Below are 20,891 nucleotides of genomic sequence, written 5' to 3'. Positions count from 1 at the left end.
CAATCAGACGGGTATTCCCCTTTGGACGACATGGGATAGGATTCGGTAAAAGACTAGCGAACGGCAGGCGCCGGACCTGCGATTTTCCTCACTTGATGGATCGAGATTTTGTCCCCGTTTTCCTCATGATACAAGGTGGCGCCGTGGACGCGATCGATGAAGAGGATGCCGTCGAGGTGATCGATCTCGTGCTGGATGCAGCGGGCCAGGAAGCCCTCGGCACGGATCGTCTCGGTCTCACCCTGCCGGTTCAGCGTCGTGATCGTAATCTCGCTCGCGCGCTTCACGATGCCGGCATAGCCCGGAAAGGACAGGCACGCTTCGGCTCCGACCTGTTCGCCTTTCATCTCCAAGATCTCCGGGTTCACCAGCTCGATCAGTCCGTCGCCGCAATCCATGACAATCACCCGTCGCAAAATGCCGATCTGCGGCGCCGCGAGTCCGGCCCGCCCGTCCGTCGCATAGAGCGTCTCCGCCATGTCGTCCAGCAGCTTTTCGATGCGCGGCGTGATGCCATCGGCGGGCTTCGACTTTTTCCGCAGCAGCTCTTCGCCGAACGGCAGTATCGTTCGAATCGTCATGCGAGTTCTCCGCTCCTTCCAAATATAGCTTTATTTTACCGTCTGCCCGTGGTTTTGTGAACCGTAGGACGCATCATATGCATGCAACTTCTGCGTCTTTTTATCTGTTTTGTGTTGAATAATATCGTATTTACGCAGGAGGCGTGCGCATTGGAAGTCCGGTCTTTCTTGAGAATATAAACGGAAGACAGCATCTTGTTTTGTTTAAAAATTCCATTTATCCTTTAGAAATAATGTGAACCGGCAGGAGGATGAGGATAATGGGAAATTGGACGAGCTTGATGGCTGCGGCGGCGCTGCTGCTGTCGATGCCGGTTATGCCGGGAGCGGTGGCGGCTGCTGGCATTCCTGCGCTTACGGCAGGTGCAATACCCGTGGCTGCCAAGGCGGCGCAGACCCCGGTCAAGGTGATCGTGACCGTCGGCGAAGCAGCAAGCGTCGAGATTCCCGCGAAGATTCGGCAAGGGCGTACGCTCGTACCCTTTCGCCCCTTTTTCTCCGCGCTTGGCGGTCAGGTGAAATGGGAAGACGATACGAATGTCGCGACCGCGACGATAGACGGCAATACTGCGGCGATTACGGCGGGCGCCTCCAAATTCGTCTTTAACGGCGAGGAATATTTGTTGAGCCAGCCCGCTTCGATGAGCGCTGGCACGCTTTATGTCCCGCTCGGATCGGTCAGCCTGCCTCTCGGCGCACGCATCGCGGCGGGCGGTTCTCCTTTCACCGTGCGCGTGGATTACGAGAGGGTCGAAGAGGAGACGGAGGAATGGCCCGACAAGCGGCTCGCGCAATTGATGGACGCCGTCTTCGAGCGCCAAGCCGAGCTTATGGACGGTCTGGGCGCGATGTCGCTGAGCGGAAGCGTGGAAAACCGGCGGGTGCTGCTGCAAATCCGAAGCTACGGGGAGGTGGAAAGGAAGCTTGGCGATGCGGAGCTTACCGCCGTCAGGGCTGCAATATACCGCATCGCGGGCGAGGCGTTTCCATTGGAAATCGATGTCGCCGAGTGCTGCACCCGCGATCCGGATATCCAAGGCGTCGTCGAAAAAGTCGACACGGCCAGCAAGACGATTCAGGTGTCGGGGGCGTTCCGCGGCATAGCGAGGGAGTACCCGCTGACCATCTCCCTTTTTGAGGATGCGAAGCTGCTCATAGAAGGAAGCGAAGTGGAGCGCGTATTCACCGAACGGATGGTCGGGAAAACGATCAGAGCTTGGGTAACTGGCATGTGGACTTCGTCTTATACGGCGGTTAAGGTCGAGTTGAAGTAACGATGTTTTTATCGGCAACGTTCTTTCCATAAATTGAAGGACCGAATCAATCTCGCGATCGATCCGGTCCTTCTTGTATTTCGCCTTCAGTTTTTCTTCTGCGCCGCGATCGCTTCCGCGAGCTCGTTAAGCTCCGTCCATCGCTCGAGCAGGCCGTCCAGCTTCGCCTCCTGCTCGGCCAGCTCCGTCGTGAGCTGCTGCAGCCGGTAAGAGTCGCTCGCGGCGTCTTCCATCTGCTTGCCCAGATCGGCCATTCGCTCCTCGGCTTCGGCGATCCAGCCGTCGATCTGCTCGTAGTCCTTTTGGTCCTTGTAAGACATTTTCAGCGCTTTGCCGCTTGCGCGCGCGTCGGCAGCGGAGCCTGAAGCCGGATCCGCAGAAGCGGTCGTCGCCGGCTTTTTCGCCGTCGCCGCGTTCTGAGCCGCCGCCTCGAGCGCCAGCTGCTTTTCCGCGTACGCCTGGTAATCCGAGTAGTTGCCGGTATGCTGCCGGATAACGCCGCCGCCTTCGAACCCGAATATGCGATCGACCGTCCGGTCGAGGAAGTAGCGATCGTGCGAGACGACGAATACGACGCCGGGGAAGTCGTCCAGATAATCCTCGAGCACCGACAGCGTCGCGATATCCAGGTCGTTGGTCGGCTCGTCGAGCAGCAGCACGTTCGGCGCTTCGGTCAGTACGCGCAGCAGCTGCAGCCGACGCTTTTCCCCGCCGGACAGCCTGGAGATTTGGGTCCACTGCGCCGAAGGCGGGAACAGGAAGCGCTCCAGCATCTGCGCGGCCGAGATTTGCTCGCCCTCCGCCGTCGTAATCTGCTCCGCGCCTTCGCGGATATATTCGATGACCCGCAGGTTCTCGTCCATTTCCTCATGCTCCTGGGAAAACCAGCCGATCCGGACGGTGTCGCCGAGCTCCACCAAGCCGCCATCCGGCTGCAGGCGGCCGGCGATCAGCTTGAGCAGCGTCGACTTGCCGGTGCCGTTGCGGCCGACGATGCCGACGCGATCCTCCGGCACGGCCGTGTAGCTGAAGCCGTCGATCAGCGTGCGGTCGCCGTAACGCTTGGACATATCGTCAAGCTCCACGATCTTGCGGCCGAGCCGGGAGGAGGCGATCGAAATGTCGAGCTTGCCGGCCGATGCCTTGGGCGCGTTGGCCTTCAGCGCCTCGTACCGGTCGATGCGCGCCTTCTGCTTCGTTGAGCGGGCCTGCGCGCCGCGGCGGATCCAGGCGAGCTCGTTGCGCAGCAGGTTTTTGCGCTTGGCCTCGGAGGCCGCCTCGCGCTCCTCGCGCTCGAGCTTCAGCTCCAGGAAGCGGCTGTAGTTCGCTTCATAGAAGAAGGCGCGCCCGCGGTCCAGCTCCAGGATGCGATTACTCACCCGGTCCAGGAAGTAGCGGTCGTGCGTGACCATGAGCAGGGCGCCGCGGCGCTTCTGCAGCATGCTCTCGAGCCAGGAGACCGACTCGTTGTCGATATGGTTGGTCGGCTCGTCCAGGATGAGCAGATCGGACGGCTGGAGGAGCGCCGCCGCCATCGCGACGCGCTTGCGCTGGCCGCCGGACATTGTGTCTACCGGCATATCGAAGCTCGTGATGCCGAGCCTGGCCAGCGCAGTCTTGGCATCGGTCTCCATCGTCCAGGCGTCTAGCTCGTCCATCTTCTGGCTGGCCGCGATCAGCTTCTCCTGCAGGCCGGCCCGCTCGGGCTCGCGCTCCAGCGCTTCGAGCGCAGCCGCGTATGCGCGAAGCGCGGCGAGCTGCGGCGAATCGCCGCCGAGCACGTGCGATAGCGCCGTCTCCCCGGGCGCAAAGACCGGATCCTGCGCGAGCATGCGGATGCGCGTGCGTCCGGCCGCGCTGATCCGGCCGGCATCGGCAGGCTCGATGCCCGCGACCGCCTTCAGCAGGCTGGACTTACCGGTTCCGTTTACGCCGATGATGCCGATTTTGTCGCCTTCCTCGATGCCGAAGGAGATGTCTTCAAAGAGGACCTTGTCCCCGTAGCTTTTAGTCAAATGCTCGACCGTAACAATCGTCGCCATGGGTTACCACTCGCTTTATATTTATATAGGAGATGACAGGAATTAAACGTATCATAACATATTCCCGGCGGCAGTCGCCTGTACGGTAACAACCGTTTTCTCACGGCGAATGCCGCTTAAGGGCCGTCCGTATCGGCGTAAAACGTTCGCTGTTCGACCTTTCGAAAATTTTTCTGAATTTGGACTTGCACTGAGGGAGAAGGGTGTGCTATATTATAAGAGTTCTTTACAGGTCCTTAGCTCAGCTGGCAGAGCAGTTGACTCTTAATCAACGGGTCGTGGGTTCGATCCCCACAGGGCCTACCATCCCGTAAACGACGAGAACGGCGGCGATCTTTCGCACCGTTCTCTTTTTACTTTATGGGGTCAGGAGCCGGATCGCCGGATCAAGAGGCGGTCGTGCTGCAAATGATGGAATAAGGATGTGGCGCATCGTTATGTCGGTGATGGGGTACGTTTCGAGCAATATAAGGATATGGCGTATCGCTATTTTGTCCCTTTGGGTTGTTTTTCCATGAATAAGGATGTGGCGCATCGTTATATCGGTGATGGGGCACGTTCCGAGCGATATAAGGATATGGCGTATCGCTAATGCGTCCCGTAGCGCTGTTTTCCTCGAAGTAAGGATGTCGCGCATCGTTATTTCTGCGTGGCCGAGAGCGTATGGCGAAGAAAGGCAGCAACAGATCTTTATTGTACCCGTTTGCGCGGATCACCTCGAATTCGGAGGCTGGCGTAGTGGCGCATTTATGCTCGCGAATCGCTACGAAATTGCCGCAGCTCTTGCGGCTTCGCGGCGCGGATCGAAAATTTCAACTTTTTTTGAAAAAGGCTTGGCATTCCTGTCCCGGCTATGTTATATTATAAAAGTTCTTTACAGGTCCTTAGCTCAGCTGGCAGAGCAGTTGACTCTTAATCAACGGGTCGTGGGTTCGATCCCCACAGGGCCTACCACCTCTAAAGTTCAAGAGCAGCGACGATTTATCGTCACTGCTCTTTTTGCATTTGGTTACATTTTCGATTTTAAACGCGCCGGACGATATTCCTTTCAGCTTGACTTTCATTTATCCTAAGATTAGGATTTTCCTATAACGAATCGTTAGCAAGGGAGGAGGGCGAACCAATGGAACCGATGAAGCGGACGGAGCCGATTGGACCGACGAAGCCGAAGGAATCGGCAGAACCGGCAGAACCGGCAGAACCGGCAGAACCGGCAGAATCGTTGGAACCGACGAAGCCGAAGGAATCGGCGGAATCTGCAGAATCGATGGAACCGAAGAAGCTGGAGAAATCGGCAGAATCGATGGAACCGACGAAGCCGGCGGAATCGGCAGAATCTGCCGAGCCAATGAAACCGATGGAGCTTCTGCGTGATGTGGCGGAGGACGATCTGCGGTTGTTCCGCATCTGGCTGCGCGCCTCGCGAGCGATCTTCAGCAATGTCGGACGGGATATCGAGAGTCATGGGCTCAGCCCGGACAACTTCATGATCCTCGAGCTGCTGTACAACAAAGGGCCGCAGCCGATCCAGAAGATCAGCGAGCGGATGGCGATCCCGAGCGGCAGCATCACTTATGTCATCGACAAGCTGGAGAAAAAGGGTTACGTCGAGCGGAGGCAGAGTCTGGAGGACCGCAGGACGTCGAACGCGGTGCTGACTGACGCTGGTCGCGCTTTGTTCGACGATATTTTCCCCAAGCACTCGGCCATGATTTCGCGCAATCTGTCGGTTGCCACGCCAGAAGAGAAGCGCATGCTCGCCGAGCTCCTCAAACGGATCGGGCTGCATGCGGCGACACTGGGAGAAGGGCGGGACGGCTGATCCTAGATCGCCGGCTTCGCCCGACTGCCAGACCGCCAGACCGCCCGCCCGACCCCCACATCGCCCGACCCCCAGACCGCCCGACCGCCAGACCGCCAGACCGCCAGACCGCCAGACCGCCCGACCGCCAGACCGCCCGACCGCCCGACCGCCCGACCGCCCGACCGCCAGATCCCCAGATCGCCCGCCCGCCCGACCCCCAGATCGCCCGACCGCCCGACCCCCAGATCGCCCGACCGCCAGACCCCCAGACCGCCAGACCGCCAGACCGTCCGACCGTCCGACCGCCCGACCGCCCGACCCCCAGATTGTCCGACCGCCCGACCCTCCGACTGCCAGACCCTCCGACCGCCAGACCGCTGAATCGCCCGACATGCCTGGCAGCCTGAATCGCCCGACCGCCTGGATCGTCAGTCCGTCCGACTCGCTATTCAGCCTGGAATCGCCAGTCGGCTAAACCGCCTGCCCGTAAGCCGCCTGCCCGAACCCAGATGCGCAGCATCTTTTACCGAGAGTCTATTCGACCTCGCAATTGCCCAACATGCCTGCCGCGCCCGACCTGAGTTTTCCCTACCCGCCGGACGTATCCGGCAGCGGCACGAACAGCAGGCAGAACGGCAGGTTGCTGCCTGCTGCGGGGCTGATCGCGATGTCGACTTCCTCCTCAGCATTCCCCGTCCGGTACAGCACGCTTGCTTCGTTCTGTATGCCGGCGGCGCCCAGATGGGAGAAGGTGACCGTCTGGCCGTTCACGAGCGCCGCGCCAGCGTACATACCGCCGCGCGGATTGAAGACGATCAGCGTCCGCGGCGCGACATTGCGCAGCTTCACGCTGTACAATAAACCGTAATTTCCCGAGTTAACGGCGACCGTATTCAAAATGCCGTCCGTTCCTTCCTGGAACGGGTCCGCCGCATTGTCGGTCAGGGAGAGCTTGACCATGCGGTTTCCTACGGGCTCTGCATAGTCGAACGTTCTCGTCGCACCGGGGAACGTGCCGCGGACGATCGATTCCCTAGGATCGAGTACCGGCAGATTAGGCAGCGCCTGAATCGGATCGCGGCCCTCCGTTGTCATCAAGACCGTATAACGGATCTGCGCATCGCTGCTGACCTCGCCGGTAAAAGTGATGACATCGCCGTCCGGCATGGCCGGAAGGGACTGCAGGTTGGCGAACAGCAGGGCGTTTTGGCCCGGTTCCAGCGTGATAGCCTGATCCGCTTCGCCCGAAGCGAGCGCGCTTAAATACCTCGCAAGCGACATCTTTCCGGCCTGGCCGGGAGAGATGGTCGGGCCCGCCGCGCCCGCAGCACCCGGCGTGAGGGTGGCCGCTGTCGTGCCCGCGTTTGTCGCCAAGACGGCAAGTTTCATATTTCGGCCGGCGCTGTTTTTATGATGCAAAAGAAATCGGACCGGCCCCGTCGCGACGTCCCCGTATAAAATGCCGTCCTCGTAAACCGTCTCCGGACCGCTGCTCCGGAGCAGTGCGGGTCCTTCGGTACCGTAGGAATAAGGCAGGGCTTCCATCGTTTTCACGGCATAGCCGTTAACCGCTATGTTCTGGCCGACCGGTGCGTAAAGCAAATCGAACGTTTCCTTTGTATATAAAACCTCGTCTTCGATATGGATCGTGCGGCTGTAGGACGATACCGAGCCGTACCGATCTTTGACCGTAAGCGTAATCGTCGCATCGCCCGGTTCGAAGTACGCAGGCTGCTTCCGATTCCAAGTGCGCGTCACGATCGCGGCGTCCTCGTCCGCGCTCAAGTCCGTGAATTGTACCGGTTCGCCGATTTTGTACGACGCCTTGTCCGTCTCGAAGTAGGCTTGGGGTACCGAATGGGGGGCGCGGAGCTGCAGAACGAGCGACGAGCCGGCTACGGACAGCGGCAGGTTCAAGCCTTGTGCGATCGAAGTCAAAGGGACCATCAAAACGTAACGGTCCGCATAGGGCGCACCGTTCATCTTGCGCGCGGCCCCGTCGACTTTAATTTGTTCGCTCCCTGGCTTATATTTCAGCGACACGCCTCCAGCGAATAGCACGGTCTCGCCGGTCGCGGGATCGGGGTACAGCGTCCCTTGCAGGCGCTCGGCCATGAATCGAAGCGCCACGTAGGTCACGCCTTTCTTGACGACGACTGGGCGTGCTGCCGCATAGGTCTCTCCTTCGAAAGCGGCATTCGCACTGCCCACGGTCAAGAAGAGCTTGCCGGACAGGTTTGTTGCTGAGGCAGCGCCGCTCTCCAGCGTAAGGCCCTCCGCCCGGGCTGGCGACGGATCCAAAACCTCCGTCTGACCGGCGGCGAGCAGCGCTGCCAGACTCCATTTTGCCAATCGCATGCGATGTATTTCTCCTCTCTTTACTTCAGGCCGACGACGATTGCGCCGACCAGGATGATGCCGGCCCCGATCCAGCGAGTCGCGGGCACGGCTTCGCCGAACAGCTGCCAGGCGGCCAGCATGACGAGCGCGTAAGTCAGGCTTTGGAGCGGGTAAGCGAGACTGAGCGGCAGCCGGGACAGCACGGCAATCCAGGACAGCGTCGCGGCGCCATAACAGATCGCCCCGAGCAGGAAGAGGGGAGACATGACCAGCGACGGCAAGCTTTGAAGGCTGATGCCGCCTGCGATCGTAAGCGCCTTTTTCCAAAATAGCTGTCCGGCCGCAAGCAGGACGATATTGACCGCCAGCATAAGGCCGCTCATATCGTTTTCCCGCCTGGGTCCGTCCTATGGCTCTTGTCCGCAAAAACCTGGGTATTATGGCAAGGAAGTTTAATGCGAGCTTCCTCCTGTTGTCCGGCGCAACCGTTATCGGCACTTATGTTGCGCTGCTCGAGCAGAGCAAGCGTCTGCGTAAGGTCGATGACGCGGCGAGTCGTTGCGGACATCGCGATCGTCAGATGCAGCAGGAGGAACAGCACGAAGACGAGTCCCAGCAAGTACAGGAGCGACGGCGCATACGCCACCCCGATCAGGCGTGCCATGCGATCGATGACCGAAGGGAACAGGGACAGCGTCATCATGATGGCGCTGAGCGCCAGCCAGAGCAGCGCATACTGCTCCCTGAGCTTGCGGCCGCGGATCATATAGATCAGGACGACGAAGAAGGAAGCGCTGAGCAGGAAGCTGAGCAGGTATAGATTAAGCTTCATAGCGGACGCTCCATTTCTTTTTGCGCGTCTTCGCGATGAGCACGGCGACCGTCACCTTGCACATGTAATAAACGGATTTGAACGGGGAAATGCTGGACGTGCCGGTCCGCCGCTCCCGCATGACGACGGGCACCTCGACGCAGCGCAAGCCCGCGTTGTCCATCTCGACGAGCGCTTCGACCTCGGGGTAGTCCGTCGGATAATCGGAGGCGAACAGCGCGATCGCCCTCGGTCCGCATAGCCTGAAGCCTGAAGTCGGATCGGTTACTTCGCGGCCCAGAAGCCGCGTGAGCAGACCGGCAAGCAGCGCAATCCCCATTCTCCTGGCGCGGCTCGACTGGAAGCCCCGCCGCTCGACGAAGCGCGAGCCGACGACCATATCCGCGCCGCTTCGGGCGAGGGCGAGTCGCATGCGGCCCATCTCCTCGGGCAAATGCTGCCCGTCGCCGTCCATCTGGGCGGCCAGGCGGTAGCCCCGCTCCGCCGCATAGCGGTAGCCGGTCTGCACGGCGCCGCCGATGCCCAGGTTGCAGCTTAACGTGATCACGGCGGCTCCGGCGGCGGCCGACTCCGCGGCGGTCGCATCGGCCGAGCCGTCGTTCACGACAACGATGTCGGCATCCGGTATACGGCTCCGGATATCGGCGAGGACGCCGCGGATTCCTTCTGCTTCATTGAAGGCGGGGACGATAATGAGCAGTTCAGCCTGCTTCATACGTGACCGCCTCCTTCCCGGGAGCCGCGTCTTTGGACCCGCGAACGCGCTGAAGCGCCCAACCGGCGAGCGCGGCGACCAGCAGCCCGTCCAGCACGATGAGGATCGGCATCGCCGTAAAGTTGTACCTGTACTCAGGCACGAAAGCGAGGCGCGTCACCGAGATCGCGGCGAGAATGACGAGGGGAAGCGTTGCGGGACTGCGCCATTTGCGCAGCATCAGCGCGCCGGAAAGCAAGCCGCCGAAGACGATGGCGACGTGAAAAGGCTGCCGGAACGGAAAGTCCATGTACATCGGCGCATGCCCGGATCCAAAAAACATACGGCCGTAGATTTCGCGCAGCTTGCCGACCGTGTACCATTTCACATAGGTCCAGGTATGTTGGGTAAAACCGATGCGGAGGCGCTCCTTGGCGACTTCCATCTGCGTCTTGCCGTGCCGGTCGACGAGCCCGTCTTCGTAATTCTTGTCCGGATAAGTCCCGGCCGCGAACGGGTTGACCTGCGTAGAGGCGATGATCGGCTTGTGGAGGGTAACGACGTTGCGGAGGATCCAAGGAGACAGCACGAGAGCCGTGCCTAGCCCGGCGCAGAGCAGAAGCTTGACGGTCTTGATCGCGTCCTTGCGGATCAGCCAGAAAAGCAGATAGGAGACGGGCAGCAGGACGGCGAACTCGGAACGCGCAAGCATAGCAAGCCCGAGCGCGGCGCCCGCCAGCATAGAAGCGCCTGGCGTCAGCTTGTTCAGCGCGCGGAGCTGAAGCGCGAGGTAAGTCAGCAGCAGGAGGGCGGCCAGCGTCTCCGTCAGAATCGCGCCGTTCACCCAGACGAACGGCGGATAGACGGCCATAGCGGCAGCTGTCGCTAGCGCTGCGACGGGACCGCCGAGACGGTGCGCGATGCGGGCGGCGATCCACATCGTCGCGAGGCTCATCGCAGCCTGCGCATAACGAATGTACGGATACGGATCGCGGTCCGTATACCCGACCAGCTTGTACACTGCAGCCATGAACAGGGGATAGCCGGGGGGGACCTGCGCGTTCGGCGCTTCGCTTTTGTAGCCGTAAACGCCCTTCTCCAGCAGTTGCCGGACCATTTGATCGTAGTAGACGGTATCGTGGGTAACGTGATGCGTGACGGAGGTTAAAAAATCGAATCTTAAAAATGCGGCCAACGCGAAAATCAGCGCGAACGCGACGGCAAACGCCGGCTTGAACGCCGGCATTCTGGCGGACGTTAACCCGTTCATGTCCATAAATCCCCTTCCTCTTCGTATCCTTGCCAACGAAAGCAAGTATAGTAGAGGAATCTTAACGACCGCCTGCACGAAAGCTTATCAAATCCTTAACAAAAGCTGACGATGTTATGAGCTGCGCGCGACGGGCAGCGATATTTCGAAGACGGTACGGCTCCTGTCGCTGCGGGCATCGACGCGTCCGCCGTGCACCTCGGCGATGCTCTTGACGATGGCGAGCCCGAGGCCTGTCCCGCCGGAGGCACGGGACCGGTCCCCGCGGTAAAAGCGGTCGAAAATAAACGGAAGATCCATCGCGGGGATCGGCTCGCCGTAGTTGATGATGCGGATCAGCGCGATATCCTCCCGGCGTTCGATCTGAATGTCCACATAAGGACTTCCGCTGCCGTGCGCGATCGCGTTGGAGACCAGATTTTCGAAAGCTCTCACCAGCAGGTTGCCGTCGCCTTCGATGACGAGCAGCGCTTCCGGCGCGGCCAGACGGCAGGTCATCGAAGCCTTCTCAAGGATCGGCACGAATTCTTCCGCGAGCTGGCGCAGCAGGCCCGTCAGATCGAGCGCCGTCCAGGCGAGCGGCATGCCGCCTCCGATGCGCGTATATTCGAACAGATCGTCGATCAGTTTTTTTAGCGAACGCGCCTTTTCGTAGGCGATATTGACGTAATGGCGCAGCTCGACCTCGTCTTTGTACCGGTCCTGCTCGATGACCTCCAAGAAGCCCAGGATCGACGTAAGGGGCGTTCGAAGGTCGTGCGATACGCCCGTGATCAGGTCGTTTTTCGTTTTCTCGGCGTGTCGTTCGTCGCGAATCGAACGGTCCAGCTGTTCCGCCATCGCGTTGATGCTGTCGGCGATGCGCGCGAGATCGCCGTACGAGCGATCGGCCTCGATGCGGTATTCGAGCCGGCCGCTTGCGACCGCCTGCAAGCCCTCTGTGATGCGTTCCGAATATTCGGTCAGCTTCTTTCCCAGCCTGTCGATGCTGCCCGCGGCTTGGCCGAGCTCGTCCTTGGAGGGCGTTAGCGTCCCAGGGACGAGCTCGCCGTTCTCCATGCCGCGCAGCGCGGCGTCCAGCTCTTCGAGCCGGCGGATCGTGCTTCGGCTAAACAGGAAATAATAGACGAAAAAGAGGACCGTACCCAGCACGATCAGAATGGGCGTGGAGCCGACGCGATTGATCGCAGGGGCCATCGGCACATGGAAGAAGGGAATCTTAATCAGATATTGCGCGAGCAGATATAAGCCGTACAACGTCGCCGCCGTCAGCGCGACGGCCGCGAGCGCGGCGGCCAGGAACTTCCAGCGGACCGTTTGCAGCCATCTGAAGTCGAGCTTAAAGGACATGAGGCAAAACACGCTTCTTTCTATGCGAAAAATGGTTGACGGTCAAGGCGCAACCGGCGGCCTTAATCCGGATCGATCTTGTATCCGATGCCCCACACCGTCTTGATATAACGGGGAGCCTGCGGGTCCTTTTCGATTTTCTCCCGCAGCTTGCGGATATGGACCATGACCGTGTTTTTGGACTCCATGAACGGCTCGTTCCATACCTCCTGGTAAATCTTATCCATGCTGAGCACGATGCCGCGATTGACGGCGAGCAGCCGCAGGATGGCGAATTCGCGGGGCGTCAGCTTAATCTCCTCGCCGTCGGCCGTAACCTTGTGCGTGGCGGTATTGATGACGAGATCGTCAATCTCGATCTGCGCTTCGTCGCGGATATCCGGCCGACCGAACTGCTTGTAACGTCGCAGCTGCGACTTCACGCGCGCCACCAGCTCGAGCGGGTTGAAAGGCTTCGTGACGTAGTCGTCCGCGCCGATGCTCAGTCCCGCGATCTTATCGATGTCCTGGCTCTTGGCCGACAGCAAAATGATCGGCAGCTCGCGCGTCTCGCGGATGCGCATGCAGGCTGCGATGCCGTCCATCCGGGGCATCATGACGTCCATGATGATCAGGTCGACCGGATGCCGTTCGAGCAGGTCAAGCGCTTCGAGCCCGTCCGACGCCCTGAGCAGAGAGTAGCCTTCGTTCACGAAGTATATTTCCATCAGCTTAATGATTTCTTTTTCGTCGTCGACCAGCAATATCGTTCCTCTTACAGCCATTTCTTCCTCCTGCGCAACAAACTTTTCCGTGATCCGTTAACCTCAATATAGCATACAAGCGGCACCGGCAATTCTTAAGACATGCTTAAACTTTGCGGGGACGGCGAACATGCGGTTGACCTAAGCCGCCTCGGGCACTATAATAAACGCCAAGCAATCCTATCTATTCAGGCATTGACCAAAGACATGATCCCCTTCATGGACCGGACAGAGAATGAGGTGCAAGGTGCGAGCCTCTACGGCGACCGGAAGCGGATTACCCCTTTGCAGCCGTAGCGTCGAACTCGCGGTCCGTTAGCGCCGCGTCAGTAGGCGATACCGTCTTATCCCCGTTACCGGATACCGATGAGGACTTTGCCCGTCATGGGTCGGCTTGCTGCCGATGCGTGTGCGACGCAGGTCGAATTAGGGTGGAACCACGAGCTGAACGCACTCGTCCCTTGAGGGATTGTGCGTTTTTTTGCGTTCAAATACACCCTAAGGAGGCTTGTGCAATGGTAAAGGTAACGTTGGCGGATGGACAAATGCGAGAGGTGGCTGGCGGTACCACCGTCGGCGAACTGGCGGAAATGATCGGGCCGAGCCTCCGCAAGAATGTGATCGCGGGCAAAATCGACGGCAAGCCGGTCGACCTGGATGCGCCGATCGAAGGAGACGCGCGGGTCGAGATTTTGACGCTTGCGCAGCAGGAAGGCCTGGAGATTTACCGTCACAGCACGGCGCATTTGATGGCCCAGGCGATCCGTCGCTTATACGGCGGCGCGGAAAAGGTTAAGTTGGGCATCGGTCCGGTCATTCGGGACGGATTTTATTACGATATCGAGCTGGAGCGAACGCTCTCGGAGAACGATCTGGCCGATATCGAACGCGAGATGGCGCGTGTCGCCGCGGAAGATCTGCCGATCGTCCGGCATGCGGTAAGCAGGGAAGAGGCCGAGCGTCGATTCGCGGCCGATCCGCTCAAGCTGGAACTGATCCGCGACCTGCCTTTGGATGCAGTTATTACGGTTTACGAGCAAGGCGAATTCGCCGACCTGTGCCGGGGGCCGCATCTCCCGTCGACCGGGCGCATCAAGGCGTTTAAGCTGATGAGCGTAGCCGGCGCTTATTGGCGGGGAGACGCGAACAACAAGATGCTGCAGCGCATTTACGGCACTTCTTTCCCCAAGGAAGCCGATCTGCTCGAGCATTTGCGCCTGCTGGAGGAAGCCAAGAAGCGCGATCATCGCAAGCTCGGCAAGGAGCTTGAGCTGTTTATGTTCTCCGAAGAAGCGCCAGGCATGCCATTCTACCTGCCAAAGGGGATGACGATCCGGACGGAGCTCGAAAACTTCTCGCGCGAGATCCAGGGCAAGCGGGATTATGATGAAGTGCGCACGCCGTTCATGATGAACAACCGCATCTGGGAGCAATCGGGCCATTGGGATCATTATAAAGACAACATGTACTTCACGCAGGTGGACGACACGAAGTTCGCGCTGAAGCCGATGAACTGCCCGGGACATATGCTGATTTACAAAAACGAGCTGCATTCCTACCGCGAGCTTCCGATTCGGCTGTCCGAGTTCGGCCAAGTTCACCGGCACGAGTTTTCCGGCGCCTTGAACGGAATGATGCGGGTGCGCACGTTCTGCCAGGACGACGCGCATATCTTCTTGCGCCAGGATCAGATCGAGGAGGAGATCAAACGAACGATCTCCCTGATCGACGAGATTTACCGCGTGTTCGGCTTCGACTACAAGATCGAGCTGTCGACGCGCCCGGACGACTATCTCGGGACGGCGGAAACGTGGGACGAGGCCGAGCGGGGGCTGCAGAACGCGCTGGAGAAGCTGGGACTGTCGTACCAGTTGAACGAAGGCGACGGCGCTTTTTACGGGCCGAAGATCGACTTTCATATCCTCGATGCGCTGGGGCGCAGCTGGCAATGCGGCACGATCCAGCTCGACTACCAGATGCCTGACAAGTTCGATCTGACGTACGTCGGCGAGGATGGCCTGAAGCATCGGCCGATCGTCATTCACAGGGCGATCTACGGCTCGATCGACCGGTTCGTCGGGATGCTCACCGAGCATTACGGCGGCGCGTTCCCGCTATGGCTGGCACCGGTGCAGGCGAAGCTGCTGCCGGTCTCGGATCCGTTCGCCGATGATGCGCTGCAGATCAAGCGCGAGCTGGCCGAGGCGGGCATCCGTGTCGAAGCGGATCTGCGGAGCGAGAAGCTCGGCTATAAGATTCGCGAAGCGCAGCTGCAGAAGGTGCCGTACATGCTGGTCGTCGGCGAAAAAGAACGCGAGCGCGGCACGGTGTCCGTGAGGCGCCGGGGCGACGGGGAGGCGGAGGAGATGACGATTGGAGCGCTGTCGGAAAGGCTTGTGCGAGAGATAAAGACAAAGAATCTAATCAATCCATAATGGAGTCTCGCTGAGTCTGCAGATCGCGGGTTCCTATTTCGAACCATCGAGCCGCTTTTGCCGGAGGTTGGCCGGTAGGCCGCCGAAAGCTTCAATCCGTCAACGGCTTCGAGCCGGTCGACGGCGACGATCGCCTTGAAGCGTCTACTGGAGAAGCTGCGGTTGATTAACGGATAGGATATTAATTTAAATTTGGCCCTCGTCGAACAAAAACGGGGGCTTTTTGTCGTGCTTTTGTGACAGTCAGCAACCGGCTTGTCGAACGAATGCCATCTCTAAGTAGAAGGATGAATTGCAAGCTGGAGGTGCAGCAGTGGACAAACCGCTTAACTGGCAGGATCTATATTACGATGGCGAACTGGATTACGGCGATTATTACGATGAGGATTTGCGTGAGATCATTCGAATGGCAGAACAGGACTTATTAGACAGGAGGTAGATTTGCATGAGTTTACATCGGCAAATTTATATGTACGGTTTGGATACGGGCCATTTTTATACGTCAGTCGAACAACGCATCAGTCGGCGCATGCATCGCACAAGAAAGTACATGGCCTATTTGAAGTCGGCTCAAAATCTTGGCAATCGAGCGGCAGATCGCCTTGCCTTTGCGAATAAACGGTTAAAGAGGCTGAAGGAACAAATGAAGCAGGCGTTCGCGCAGAACGTCGACATCAGAAAACTGGATGCCCGCGGACTTAAGCAGAAAAACATCATCGGCGTTTTCGAATCCGCGTTGACCCGGACGCTCGGCATTGCCCCGGATGCGCTGTCCGAGGATTTGTTCGTTATTCAAACGTACTATCTGGCTGTCCTGGAGGATCTCATTTTGAACGGATTCATGCACGGAGGCAGCAAATATGTGTGCTTTACCGCAAGCGCAGGTCAGATTCGTACGAAAAAAACGCTGTTCATCCGGGAAAGCCTGCTGCAGCAGCATCAGATGGCGCTGTCCTGCGGCCTGACGACGGAATCGATCAACCGTCAGGGAGGCATCAACAGCAACAAATACTTGGCGTATCTCGCGCTTTGCGCTACGGCAACGGAAGAGTGGCCGGAATTCGATATCGACAAGGCGATCGTCGTCGACGATCTGGAGACGGCGGTCCGGAGCCTTGCCGATCATATCGACATCGGCACGTACGAGATCCAGAGGACGGAGCTGGATATTCCCATAACGCATACGGACGGCTGCGGCATGATTCTCCCCCGGCTTCAAAAGCGCAGCATGATGGTCAGACTGCCTTGGATCAAAGGACTGCTCGTTCCGTTTCCGTTCGATAAGTTTATCCGGGAACATCGAAAGAGCGGATCGGATATGCGCGTCGGGATCGTGAAGGACATTTACGGACAAAGCCGGGATATTCTCAAAGAAGGCATCGAGGTCATTTTTACGAAGAGCCAGTTTAAAATGTGGAACTATTATCAGTCCTGGCAACAGTATCAGCGTTTGTATCGGACGCATGGCTGCCGGGCGGGGAAATGCAACGAGGAAGAGGAGCGCCTCGCCGACGCTAAGCTTAACTATCAAATGCTGCAGACCTTAACATCGCTGACAGATGACGAGCTCCTGGAGCTTAGCGCGGCATCCCGGGATCTCATCGTCAGGCTTGGGACGGATAAAGAAACGATGCTAAAAGTACTGGGCGTGGTGGATGCGAATAAAGACAAAAATAGCTACCAGCAAGCGCTTGAGATCTACCCGGAGCTCTTGAGCGACACGTATAGCAAAGAAATATTGAAGCAGGTCAAAAAGAGTAAAATCAAGGCAGCCAAGTCTGGGAAGCTGGACGTCGATGGCAAATATACGTACATTTGTCCCGACCTTTACGCTTTTTGCCAGCGTTTGTTTCTCGGCGAAGCGCGCCCGTCGGGTCTGTTGGCGGACGGTGAAGTGTTCTGCAGTCTTTACGGCAACGAGACAAGGCTGGACTGCCTGCGCGCCCCACATATGTACCGGGAGCATGCGGTAAGGACGAACAAGTCGGACAAAGAAAAGAAACGATGGTTTGTAACCAAAGGCTTGTATACGAGCTGTCGCGATGCCATCGGCAAGCTGCTCATGTTCGACAACGACGGGGACAAAAGCCTCGTATGCGCCGAGCCGGCGCTGGTGAAGGCAGCGGAAAGAGAAATGCGCGACATTGTTCCCCTATATTACGAGATGGCCAAGGCAGGCGCCCAGACGATCAATGCCCGCAGCATATATGGAGGAATCAGGGCTGCATATACCGGTGGCAATATCGGATCCATTTCCAATGAGATCACGAAAATCTGGAACAGTCCGACGGTCGATCTCGATGTGATCAAATGGCTGTGCATGGAAAACAACTTTACGATCGATTATGCGAAGACACTGTATAAGTTGGAGCGGCCCGAGGATAAACACGAACTGATCAAGAGCTATGCGCGGGCCAAGCTTCCGCACTTTTTTAAATACGCCAAGGACAAGCAAGAGCATGAGATCGAGCCTGCCAACCAGAGCGTTATCAACCGCTTGGGCAAACTCATTCCCAACGTCCGCATCCGGTTCTCCGCAGCGCAGATCGGGAAGCTGGACTATCGATTACTGATGTCGAAGCCGGATCGGGAACCGGATGCAGCCATCATCAAGGCTTATGCGGAACGCGATTTAAAAAAGCATTTCTTTGGAAAAACAATGGCCGGAGACGGCGAAGACACACAGCAAGATTACTTATACATGAAAATACGCAAGGAGCTGCTGGAGATCAATGACGACATCGACGCAGTCGTTGATGTGCTTGTGGCTTATTTGTACGGATTGAAACAAAGCAGCTACAAAACGACGCTGTGGTCGTGCTTCGGCGATATTCTGGTTCGAAATCTAAAAAAGAATGTGTCCATGAAATTAGATGACGGCCATATCATGTGCGAGGGATGCGGCGAGCGGGTGATCAAGACGTCCCGTAATCAAAAGAAATGCGAGCCATGTGCCGCTAAAGCCAATCGGGAAAGAACAAGGGAACGAATGCGAATAAAAAGGCGAACATATGTTTGATTATTGAAAATCCTGTAATCCTTGATATGGCGGGGTTTTGGGGCTGTTAGGAGCCGGCATCAAACCTGGGGGTGGAAGAGAAATCCTTGATGTATCAAGGTTTTCGTGCAGATAAGCCCATTTTAGAACGGTCTTTAAGGGAGACGGCATGAACCCGCCGCCGCATGGGAAGAGGATGCTGCCGATAGCCAGAATCGGCACCCTCGCGTTCCGAAAAAATTCAGTGCGGGTTCATTGCTGCTCTAATGCTTGTGAAGGGACTGGTCGTCATGATTGATAAGTGAACCGGGAAGACATCGAGTTGCTGCTCTTAGCCGCATTGCCTGTTCCTATCCCTAATTGCGAACCGCTGTACGCACCGACGGTCCGCGAGGTCGTGGAAATGGGAGAAGGTAAATATAATCAGCTGTTATCCGTTTTGCTGTTCGACAAGAACAGCCTCCCGACAGACCTATCGAAAGAGCTAAGTCATTTCGAGGTCTTTTTCATAAATTGCTATTGCAATCCAGAATTCCGGCAGATAGCCGAGTTGGCGTTCCGCACGGTATTCAAGGCCAAGACGGAGATGTGCGACGTGCAGACGTCGGCGGATCCGTATTTTTACTTCGCCAACGGCTCGCGCATAGACCGGACCAACTTCGACCTCATCCAGGAGGTTGTGAGGATCGGCAATCATGTGAGACTTCTGAAGCGAGATGAGGACCAATACAATCCCGCGGACGAGGTCACGGCCAAGGTGATCGCCGAGATGCTCGCCAGGAAAAAGGCGCGTCCCAAACCGAAGCCGGACATTAATCTACATAGCATGATCTCGGCGCTCTCCTGGAAGTCGGGGAAGCCGCTGTTGGATGAGATTATGCGACTTTCGATGTATCAGTTTTACGACGGCTATCGCAGGGTGGAGAACCTGGACTCCATTCATTACACCTTGTTCGGTATTTATACCGGCAATATCGATGCCAAGAAGATGAACCTGAAGGACCTTCATATCGCTAAAATAATCGACCACAAATAAGGAGATGTTCCAACTATGACAGCACTTAATCAATGGGTAATCCGCGATGTACCGAAAGCAACCTTCGTAGACGTAGCTACGCGTAAGCCGCTCTTCTACCTGTCCGATCTCAAGACGTCCCAACTGGAAAATACGGCCGAGACCGTATACGCTCGCGGCGGCAGCGGCAATCCGAAAATCGTCGGCTTCTCTTCGACCCGCGACGCCAAAATCACGATGTCGAACGCCGTGTTCGACAATGCGGCGCTGGCTATGATGACCGGCAACGATGTGTTGAAAGGCGTAAAGGCCGTTCAGCAGCGCGACGTGCTCGAGGTGTCGAGCGACAAGGCGACGCTGAACTTCACGCCGAGCGGAAGCGGCGCCCTGGTCGCCGTCTTTAAACTAAACGAAGACGGTACGCATGGCGAAGAGATCGAATTCGCGTCCTCGACGGTCGCTGCCGGCGAATACAGCCGTACGGCTAAGGTGCTGTCTTTCCATGCGAGCGAGCTGGCCGACGGCGCCAAGATCGTCGCCTACTACAATACCAATACGGACTCGGGTGCGCAGACGATCACGATCTCCGCGGACAAGTTCGCCGGCTCGTTCGGCCTCGTACTGGATGCAATCGTCAAATCTCCGTACGACCAGAAGGACTACCTGGCGCAGATCGAGATCGGCGCCGCCAAGATGGAGGACAACTGGAACATCCAGATGCAGGCTACCGGCGATCCGAGCGAGCACTCGATGCCGATTTCCATTCTCAAGCGTCCGGGTCAGCAGGATCTTTACAAGATTACGCTGTATGACGGCTCGCAGTTGATCTAAGGAGCGGGTCGGCTAGGACAGAGCATCAGCCGGAGCGGATCGCAATCATCCGCTCCGGCTTCTTGCCTTTGCGTTCCGTCTGTTGCAACTGAAGGGGAATGAGGCGGCGTGCGCGGGATCGTTCCCGCTTCATATGCAATAGACTTTATCGTATCAACACTATTAATCATTCGGGAGAGATGAAGATGAGCAAGGCATTGAAGATAACGGAAGTCCAGAAGCTGCATAGGGAGCGGTTCGGGCGTCTAAAACGCGTCACGCTGCACGACGGCAGCTATGTGGATGTTCATATGGCGTTCAAGGCGACCGATATGCAGCGATTTGTGCTGGACTACGCCGGGATGGTAGCCCAATTAAAGCAAAGGGGGCTGGGGCTTGAGATCGTCAAGGATGTCAGCTTCCTTTATTATATGCTGCTGATCAAGCACTTCACGTCGCTCGCGAACCTGCCGAAGGACGTCGAGAAGCTGATCGTGCTATGCGAGAAGCTCGTCGATCTGGGCTTGCTGGAGGAGATCGTACGGGCCTTCCCCAAGGAAGAACTCGACAAGCTGACGGAAGCTGTGATGCGGATGGAGCAAAGCGGCGATGCCGGCGCCATGGCGCCGCCACTGGAAGAGATGATGTCTCGCGAAGAGCGGAGCGAGGAGATCAGCAAGCCGGCGGACGACTGACCGCCGGA

17 protein-coding genes and 2 tRNA genes are annotated in these 20,891 nt (G+C 57.9%); 10 read left to right on the top strand and 9 right to left on the bottom strand.

Annotated features, from left to right (window positions below):
* Positions 1-53 precede the first annotated feature (53 nt).
* Positions 54-581, bottom strand: a complete 528-nt coding sequence (gene def / locus KB449_RS20845) for a peptide deformylase (RefSeq protein ID WP_282910195.1) — start codon at positions 579-581, stop codon at positions 54-56.
* Positions 582-841: 260 nt separating this feature from the next.
* On the opposite strand from def, the gene KB449_RS20840 reads away from it, so the two are divergent.
* Positions 842-1,855 (top strand): copper amine oxidase N-terminal domain-containing protein, encoded by a 1,014-nt coding sequence (locus KB449_RS20840; protein ID WP_282910194.1) that lies wholly within the window; start codon positions 842-844, stop codon positions 1,853-1,855.
* An 86-nt stretch (positions 1,856-1,941) separates the two neighbouring features.
* On the opposite strand, the gene KB449_RS20835 is transcribed toward KB449_RS20840, so the two are convergent.
* Complete coding sequence (locus tag KB449_RS20835) at positions 1,942-3,897, bottom strand: ABC-F family ATP-binding cassette domain-containing protein (protein WP_282910193.1); 1,956 nt, start codon at positions 3,895-3,897, stop codon at positions 1,942-1,944.
* Between the two features lie 230 nt (positions 3,898-4,127).
* Between KB449_RS20835 and KB449_RS20830 the strand changes: the two genes are divergently transcribed.
* From KB449_RS20830 to KB449_RS20820, 3 genes are all read left to right on the top strand, one after another.
* Positions 4,128-4,203: transfer RNA gene (locus tag KB449_RS20830), tRNA-Lys, on the top strand.
* A gap of 572 nt (positions 4,204-4,775) precedes the next feature.
* A tRNA-Lys gene (locus KB449_RS20825) sits at positions 4,776-4,851 on the top strand.
* A gap of 169 nt (positions 4,852-5,020) precedes the next feature.
* The gene (locus KB449_RS20820; protein WP_350356235.1) at positions 5,021-5,719 is read left to right on the top strand and encodes a MarR family winged helix-turn-helix transcriptional regulator; all 699 of its coding nucleotides are present in this window, start codon (positions 5,021-5,023) and stop codon (positions 5,717-5,719) included.
* Between the two features lie 570 nt (positions 5,720-6,289).
* Here the strand turns inward: KB449_RS20820 and KB449_RS20815 are convergent.
* The 7 genes from KB449_RS20815 to KB449_RS20785 all read right to left on the bottom strand — a co-directional run bounded on the left by KB449_RS20815 (position 6,290) and on the right by KB449_RS20785 (position 12,951).
* Positions 6,290-8,059 (bottom strand): stalk domain-containing protein, encoded by a 1,770-nt coding sequence (locus tag KB449_RS20815; protein ID WP_282910192.1) that lies wholly within the window; start codon positions 8,057-8,059, stop codon positions 6,290-6,292.
* 20 nt (positions 8,060-8,079) lie between these two features.
* Complete coding sequence (locus tag KB449_RS20810) at positions 8,080-8,424, bottom strand: EamA family transporter (protein ID WP_282910191.1); 345 nt, start codon at positions 8,422-8,424, stop codon at positions 8,080-8,082.
* Positions 8,421-8,873 (bottom strand): DUF2304 domain-containing protein, encoded by a 453-nt coding sequence (locus KB449_RS20805; RefSeq protein WP_282910190.1) that lies wholly within the window; start codon positions 8,871-8,873, stop codon positions 8,421-8,423. Before KB449_RS20805 ends, KB449_RS20810 begins: the two co-directional genes overlap by 4 nt.
* Positions 8,863-9,588 (bottom strand): glycosyltransferase family 2 protein, encoded by a 726-nt coding sequence (locus KB449_RS20800; protein ID WP_282910189.1) that lies wholly within the window; start codon positions 9,586-9,588, stop codon positions 8,863-8,865. The genes KB449_RS20805 and KB449_RS20800 overlap by 11 nt, the downstream gene beginning before the upstream one ends.
* The gene (locus KB449_RS20795; protein ID WP_282910188.1) at positions 9,575-10,837 is read right to left on the bottom strand and encodes a glycosyltransferase family 39 protein; all 1,263 of its coding nucleotides are present in this window, start codon (positions 10,835-10,837) and stop codon (positions 9,575-9,577) included. The genes KB449_RS20800 and KB449_RS20795 overlap by 14 nt, the downstream gene beginning before the upstream one ends.
* A 114-nt stretch (positions 10,838-10,951) precedes the next feature.
* Positions 10,952-12,187, bottom strand: coding sequence for a sensor histidine kinase (locus KB449_RS20790; RefSeq protein WP_282910187.1), 1,236 nt, complete (start codon positions 12,185-12,187; stop codon positions 10,952-10,954).
* A gap of 62 nt (positions 12,188-12,249) precedes the next feature.
* Positions 12,250-12,951 (bottom strand): response regulator transcription factor, encoded by a 702-nt coding sequence (locus KB449_RS20785; protein WP_282910186.1) that lies wholly within the window; start codon positions 12,949-12,951, stop codon positions 12,250-12,252.
* A 494-nt stretch (positions 12,952-13,445) separates the two neighbouring features.
* Here KB449_RS20785 and thrS point away from each other — a divergent pair, with 494 nt between their 5' ends.
* The 6 genes from thrS (at position 13,446) to KB449_RS20755 (ending at position 20,883) form a co-directional block, all read left to right on the top strand.
* Positions 13,446-15,365, top strand: a complete 1,920-nt coding sequence (gene thrS / locus KB449_RS20780; protein ID WP_282910185.1) for a threonine--tRNA ligase — start codon at positions 13,446-13,448, stop codon at positions 15,363-15,365.
* A 313-nt stretch (positions 15,366-15,678) separates the two neighbouring features.
* A complete protein-coding gene (locus KB449_RS20775) occupies positions 15,679-15,804 on the top strand; it encodes a hypothetical protein (RefSeq protein WP_282910184.1) in 126 nt (41 codons plus the stop codon).
* 6 nt (positions 15,805-15,810) lie between these two features.
* Positions 15,811-18,384: an RNA dependent RNA polymerase gene (locus KB449_RS20770; protein WP_282910183.1), complete on the top strand. Its 2,574-nt coding sequence runs from the start codon at positions 15,811-15,813 to the stop codon at positions 18,382-18,384.
* 529 nt (positions 18,385-18,913) lie between these two features.
* On the top strand, positions 18,914-19,399 hold the full coding sequence (locus KB449_RS20765) for a hypothetical protein (protein WP_282910182.1): 486 nt from the start codon (positions 18,914-18,916) through the stop codon (positions 19,397-19,399).
* A gap of 15 nt (positions 19,400-19,414) precedes the next feature.
* On the top strand, positions 19,415-20,209 hold the full coding sequence (locus KB449_RS20760; RefSeq protein WP_282910181.1) for a hypothetical protein: 795 nt from the start codon (positions 19,415-19,417) through the stop codon (positions 20,207-20,209).
* Positions 20,210-20,394: 185 nt separating this feature from the next.
* A complete protein-coding gene (locus tag KB449_RS20755; RefSeq protein WP_282910180.1) occupies positions 20,395-20,883 on the top strand; it encodes a hypothetical protein in 489 nt (162 codons plus the stop codon).
* The last annotated feature ends 8 nt before the right edge of the window (positions 20,884-20,891 follow it).

Source organism: Cohnella hashimotonis (genome assembly GCF_030014955.1).
Classification (GTDB): domain Bacteria; phylum Bacillota; class Bacilli; order Paenibacillales; family Paenibacillaceae; genus Cohnella; species Cohnella hashimotonis.
This window is presented reverse-complemented; position numbering and strand designations above follow the sequence as displayed.

Bases quoted from the DNA above. Each gene is read 5' to 3' on its own strand.
- def (WP_282910195.1), bottom strand. From the start codon at position 581: ATGACGATTCGAACGATACTGCCGTTCGGCGAAGAGCTGCTGCGGAAA.
- KB449_RS20840 (WP_282910194.1), top strand. From the start codon at position 842: ATGGGAAATTGGACGAGCTTGATGGCTGCGGCGGCGCTGCTGCTGTCG.
- KB449_RS20835 (WP_282910193.1), bottom strand. From the start codon at position 3,897: ATGGCGACGATTGTTACGGTCGAGCATTTGACTAAAAGCTACGGGGAC.
- KB449_RS20820 (WP_350356235.1), top strand. From the start codon at position 5,021: ATGGAACCGATGAAGCGGACGGAGCCGATTGGACCGACGAAGCCGAAG.
- KB449_RS20815 (WP_282910192.1), bottom strand. From the start codon at position 8,059: ATGCGATTGGCAAAATGGAGTCTGGCAGCGCTGCTCGCCGCCGGTCAG.
- KB449_RS20810 (WP_282910191.1), bottom strand. From the start codon at position 8,424: ATGAGCGGCCTTATGCTGGCGGTCAATATCGTCCTGCTTGCGGCCGGA.
- KB449_RS20805 (WP_282910190.1), bottom strand. From the start codon at position 8,873: ATGAAGCTTAATCTATACCTGCTCAGCTTCCTGCTCAGCGCTTCCTTC.
- KB449_RS20800 (WP_282910189.1), bottom strand. From the start codon at position 9,588: ATGAAGCAGGCTGAACTGCTCATTATCGTCCCCGCCTTCAATGAAGCA.
- KB449_RS20795 (WP_282910188.1), bottom strand. From the start codon at position 10,837: ATGAACGGGTTAACGTCCGCCAGAATGCCGGCGTTCAAGCCGGCGTTT.
- KB449_RS20790 (WP_282910187.1), bottom strand. From the start codon at position 12,187: ATGTCCTTTAAGCTCGACTTCAGATGGCTGCAAACGGTCCGCTGGAAG.
- KB449_RS20785 (WP_282910186.1), bottom strand. From the start codon at position 12,951: ATGGCTGTAAGAGGAACGATATTGCTGGTCGACGACGAAAAAGAAATC.
- thrS (WP_282910185.1), top strand. From the start codon at position 13,446: ATGGTAAAGGTAACGTTGGCGGATGGACAAATGCGAGAGGTGGCTGGC.
- KB449_RS20770 (WP_282910183.1), top strand. From the start codon at position 15,811: ATGAGTTTACATCGGCAAATTTATATGTACGGTTTGGATACGGGCCAT.
- KB449_RS20760 (WP_282910181.1), top strand. From the start codon at position 19,415: ATGACAGCACTTAATCAATGGGTAATCCGCGATGTACCGAAAGCAACC.
- KB449_RS20755 (WP_282910180.1), top strand. From the start codon at position 20,395: ATGAGCAAGGCATTGAAGATAACGGAAGTCCAGAAGCTGCATAGGGAG.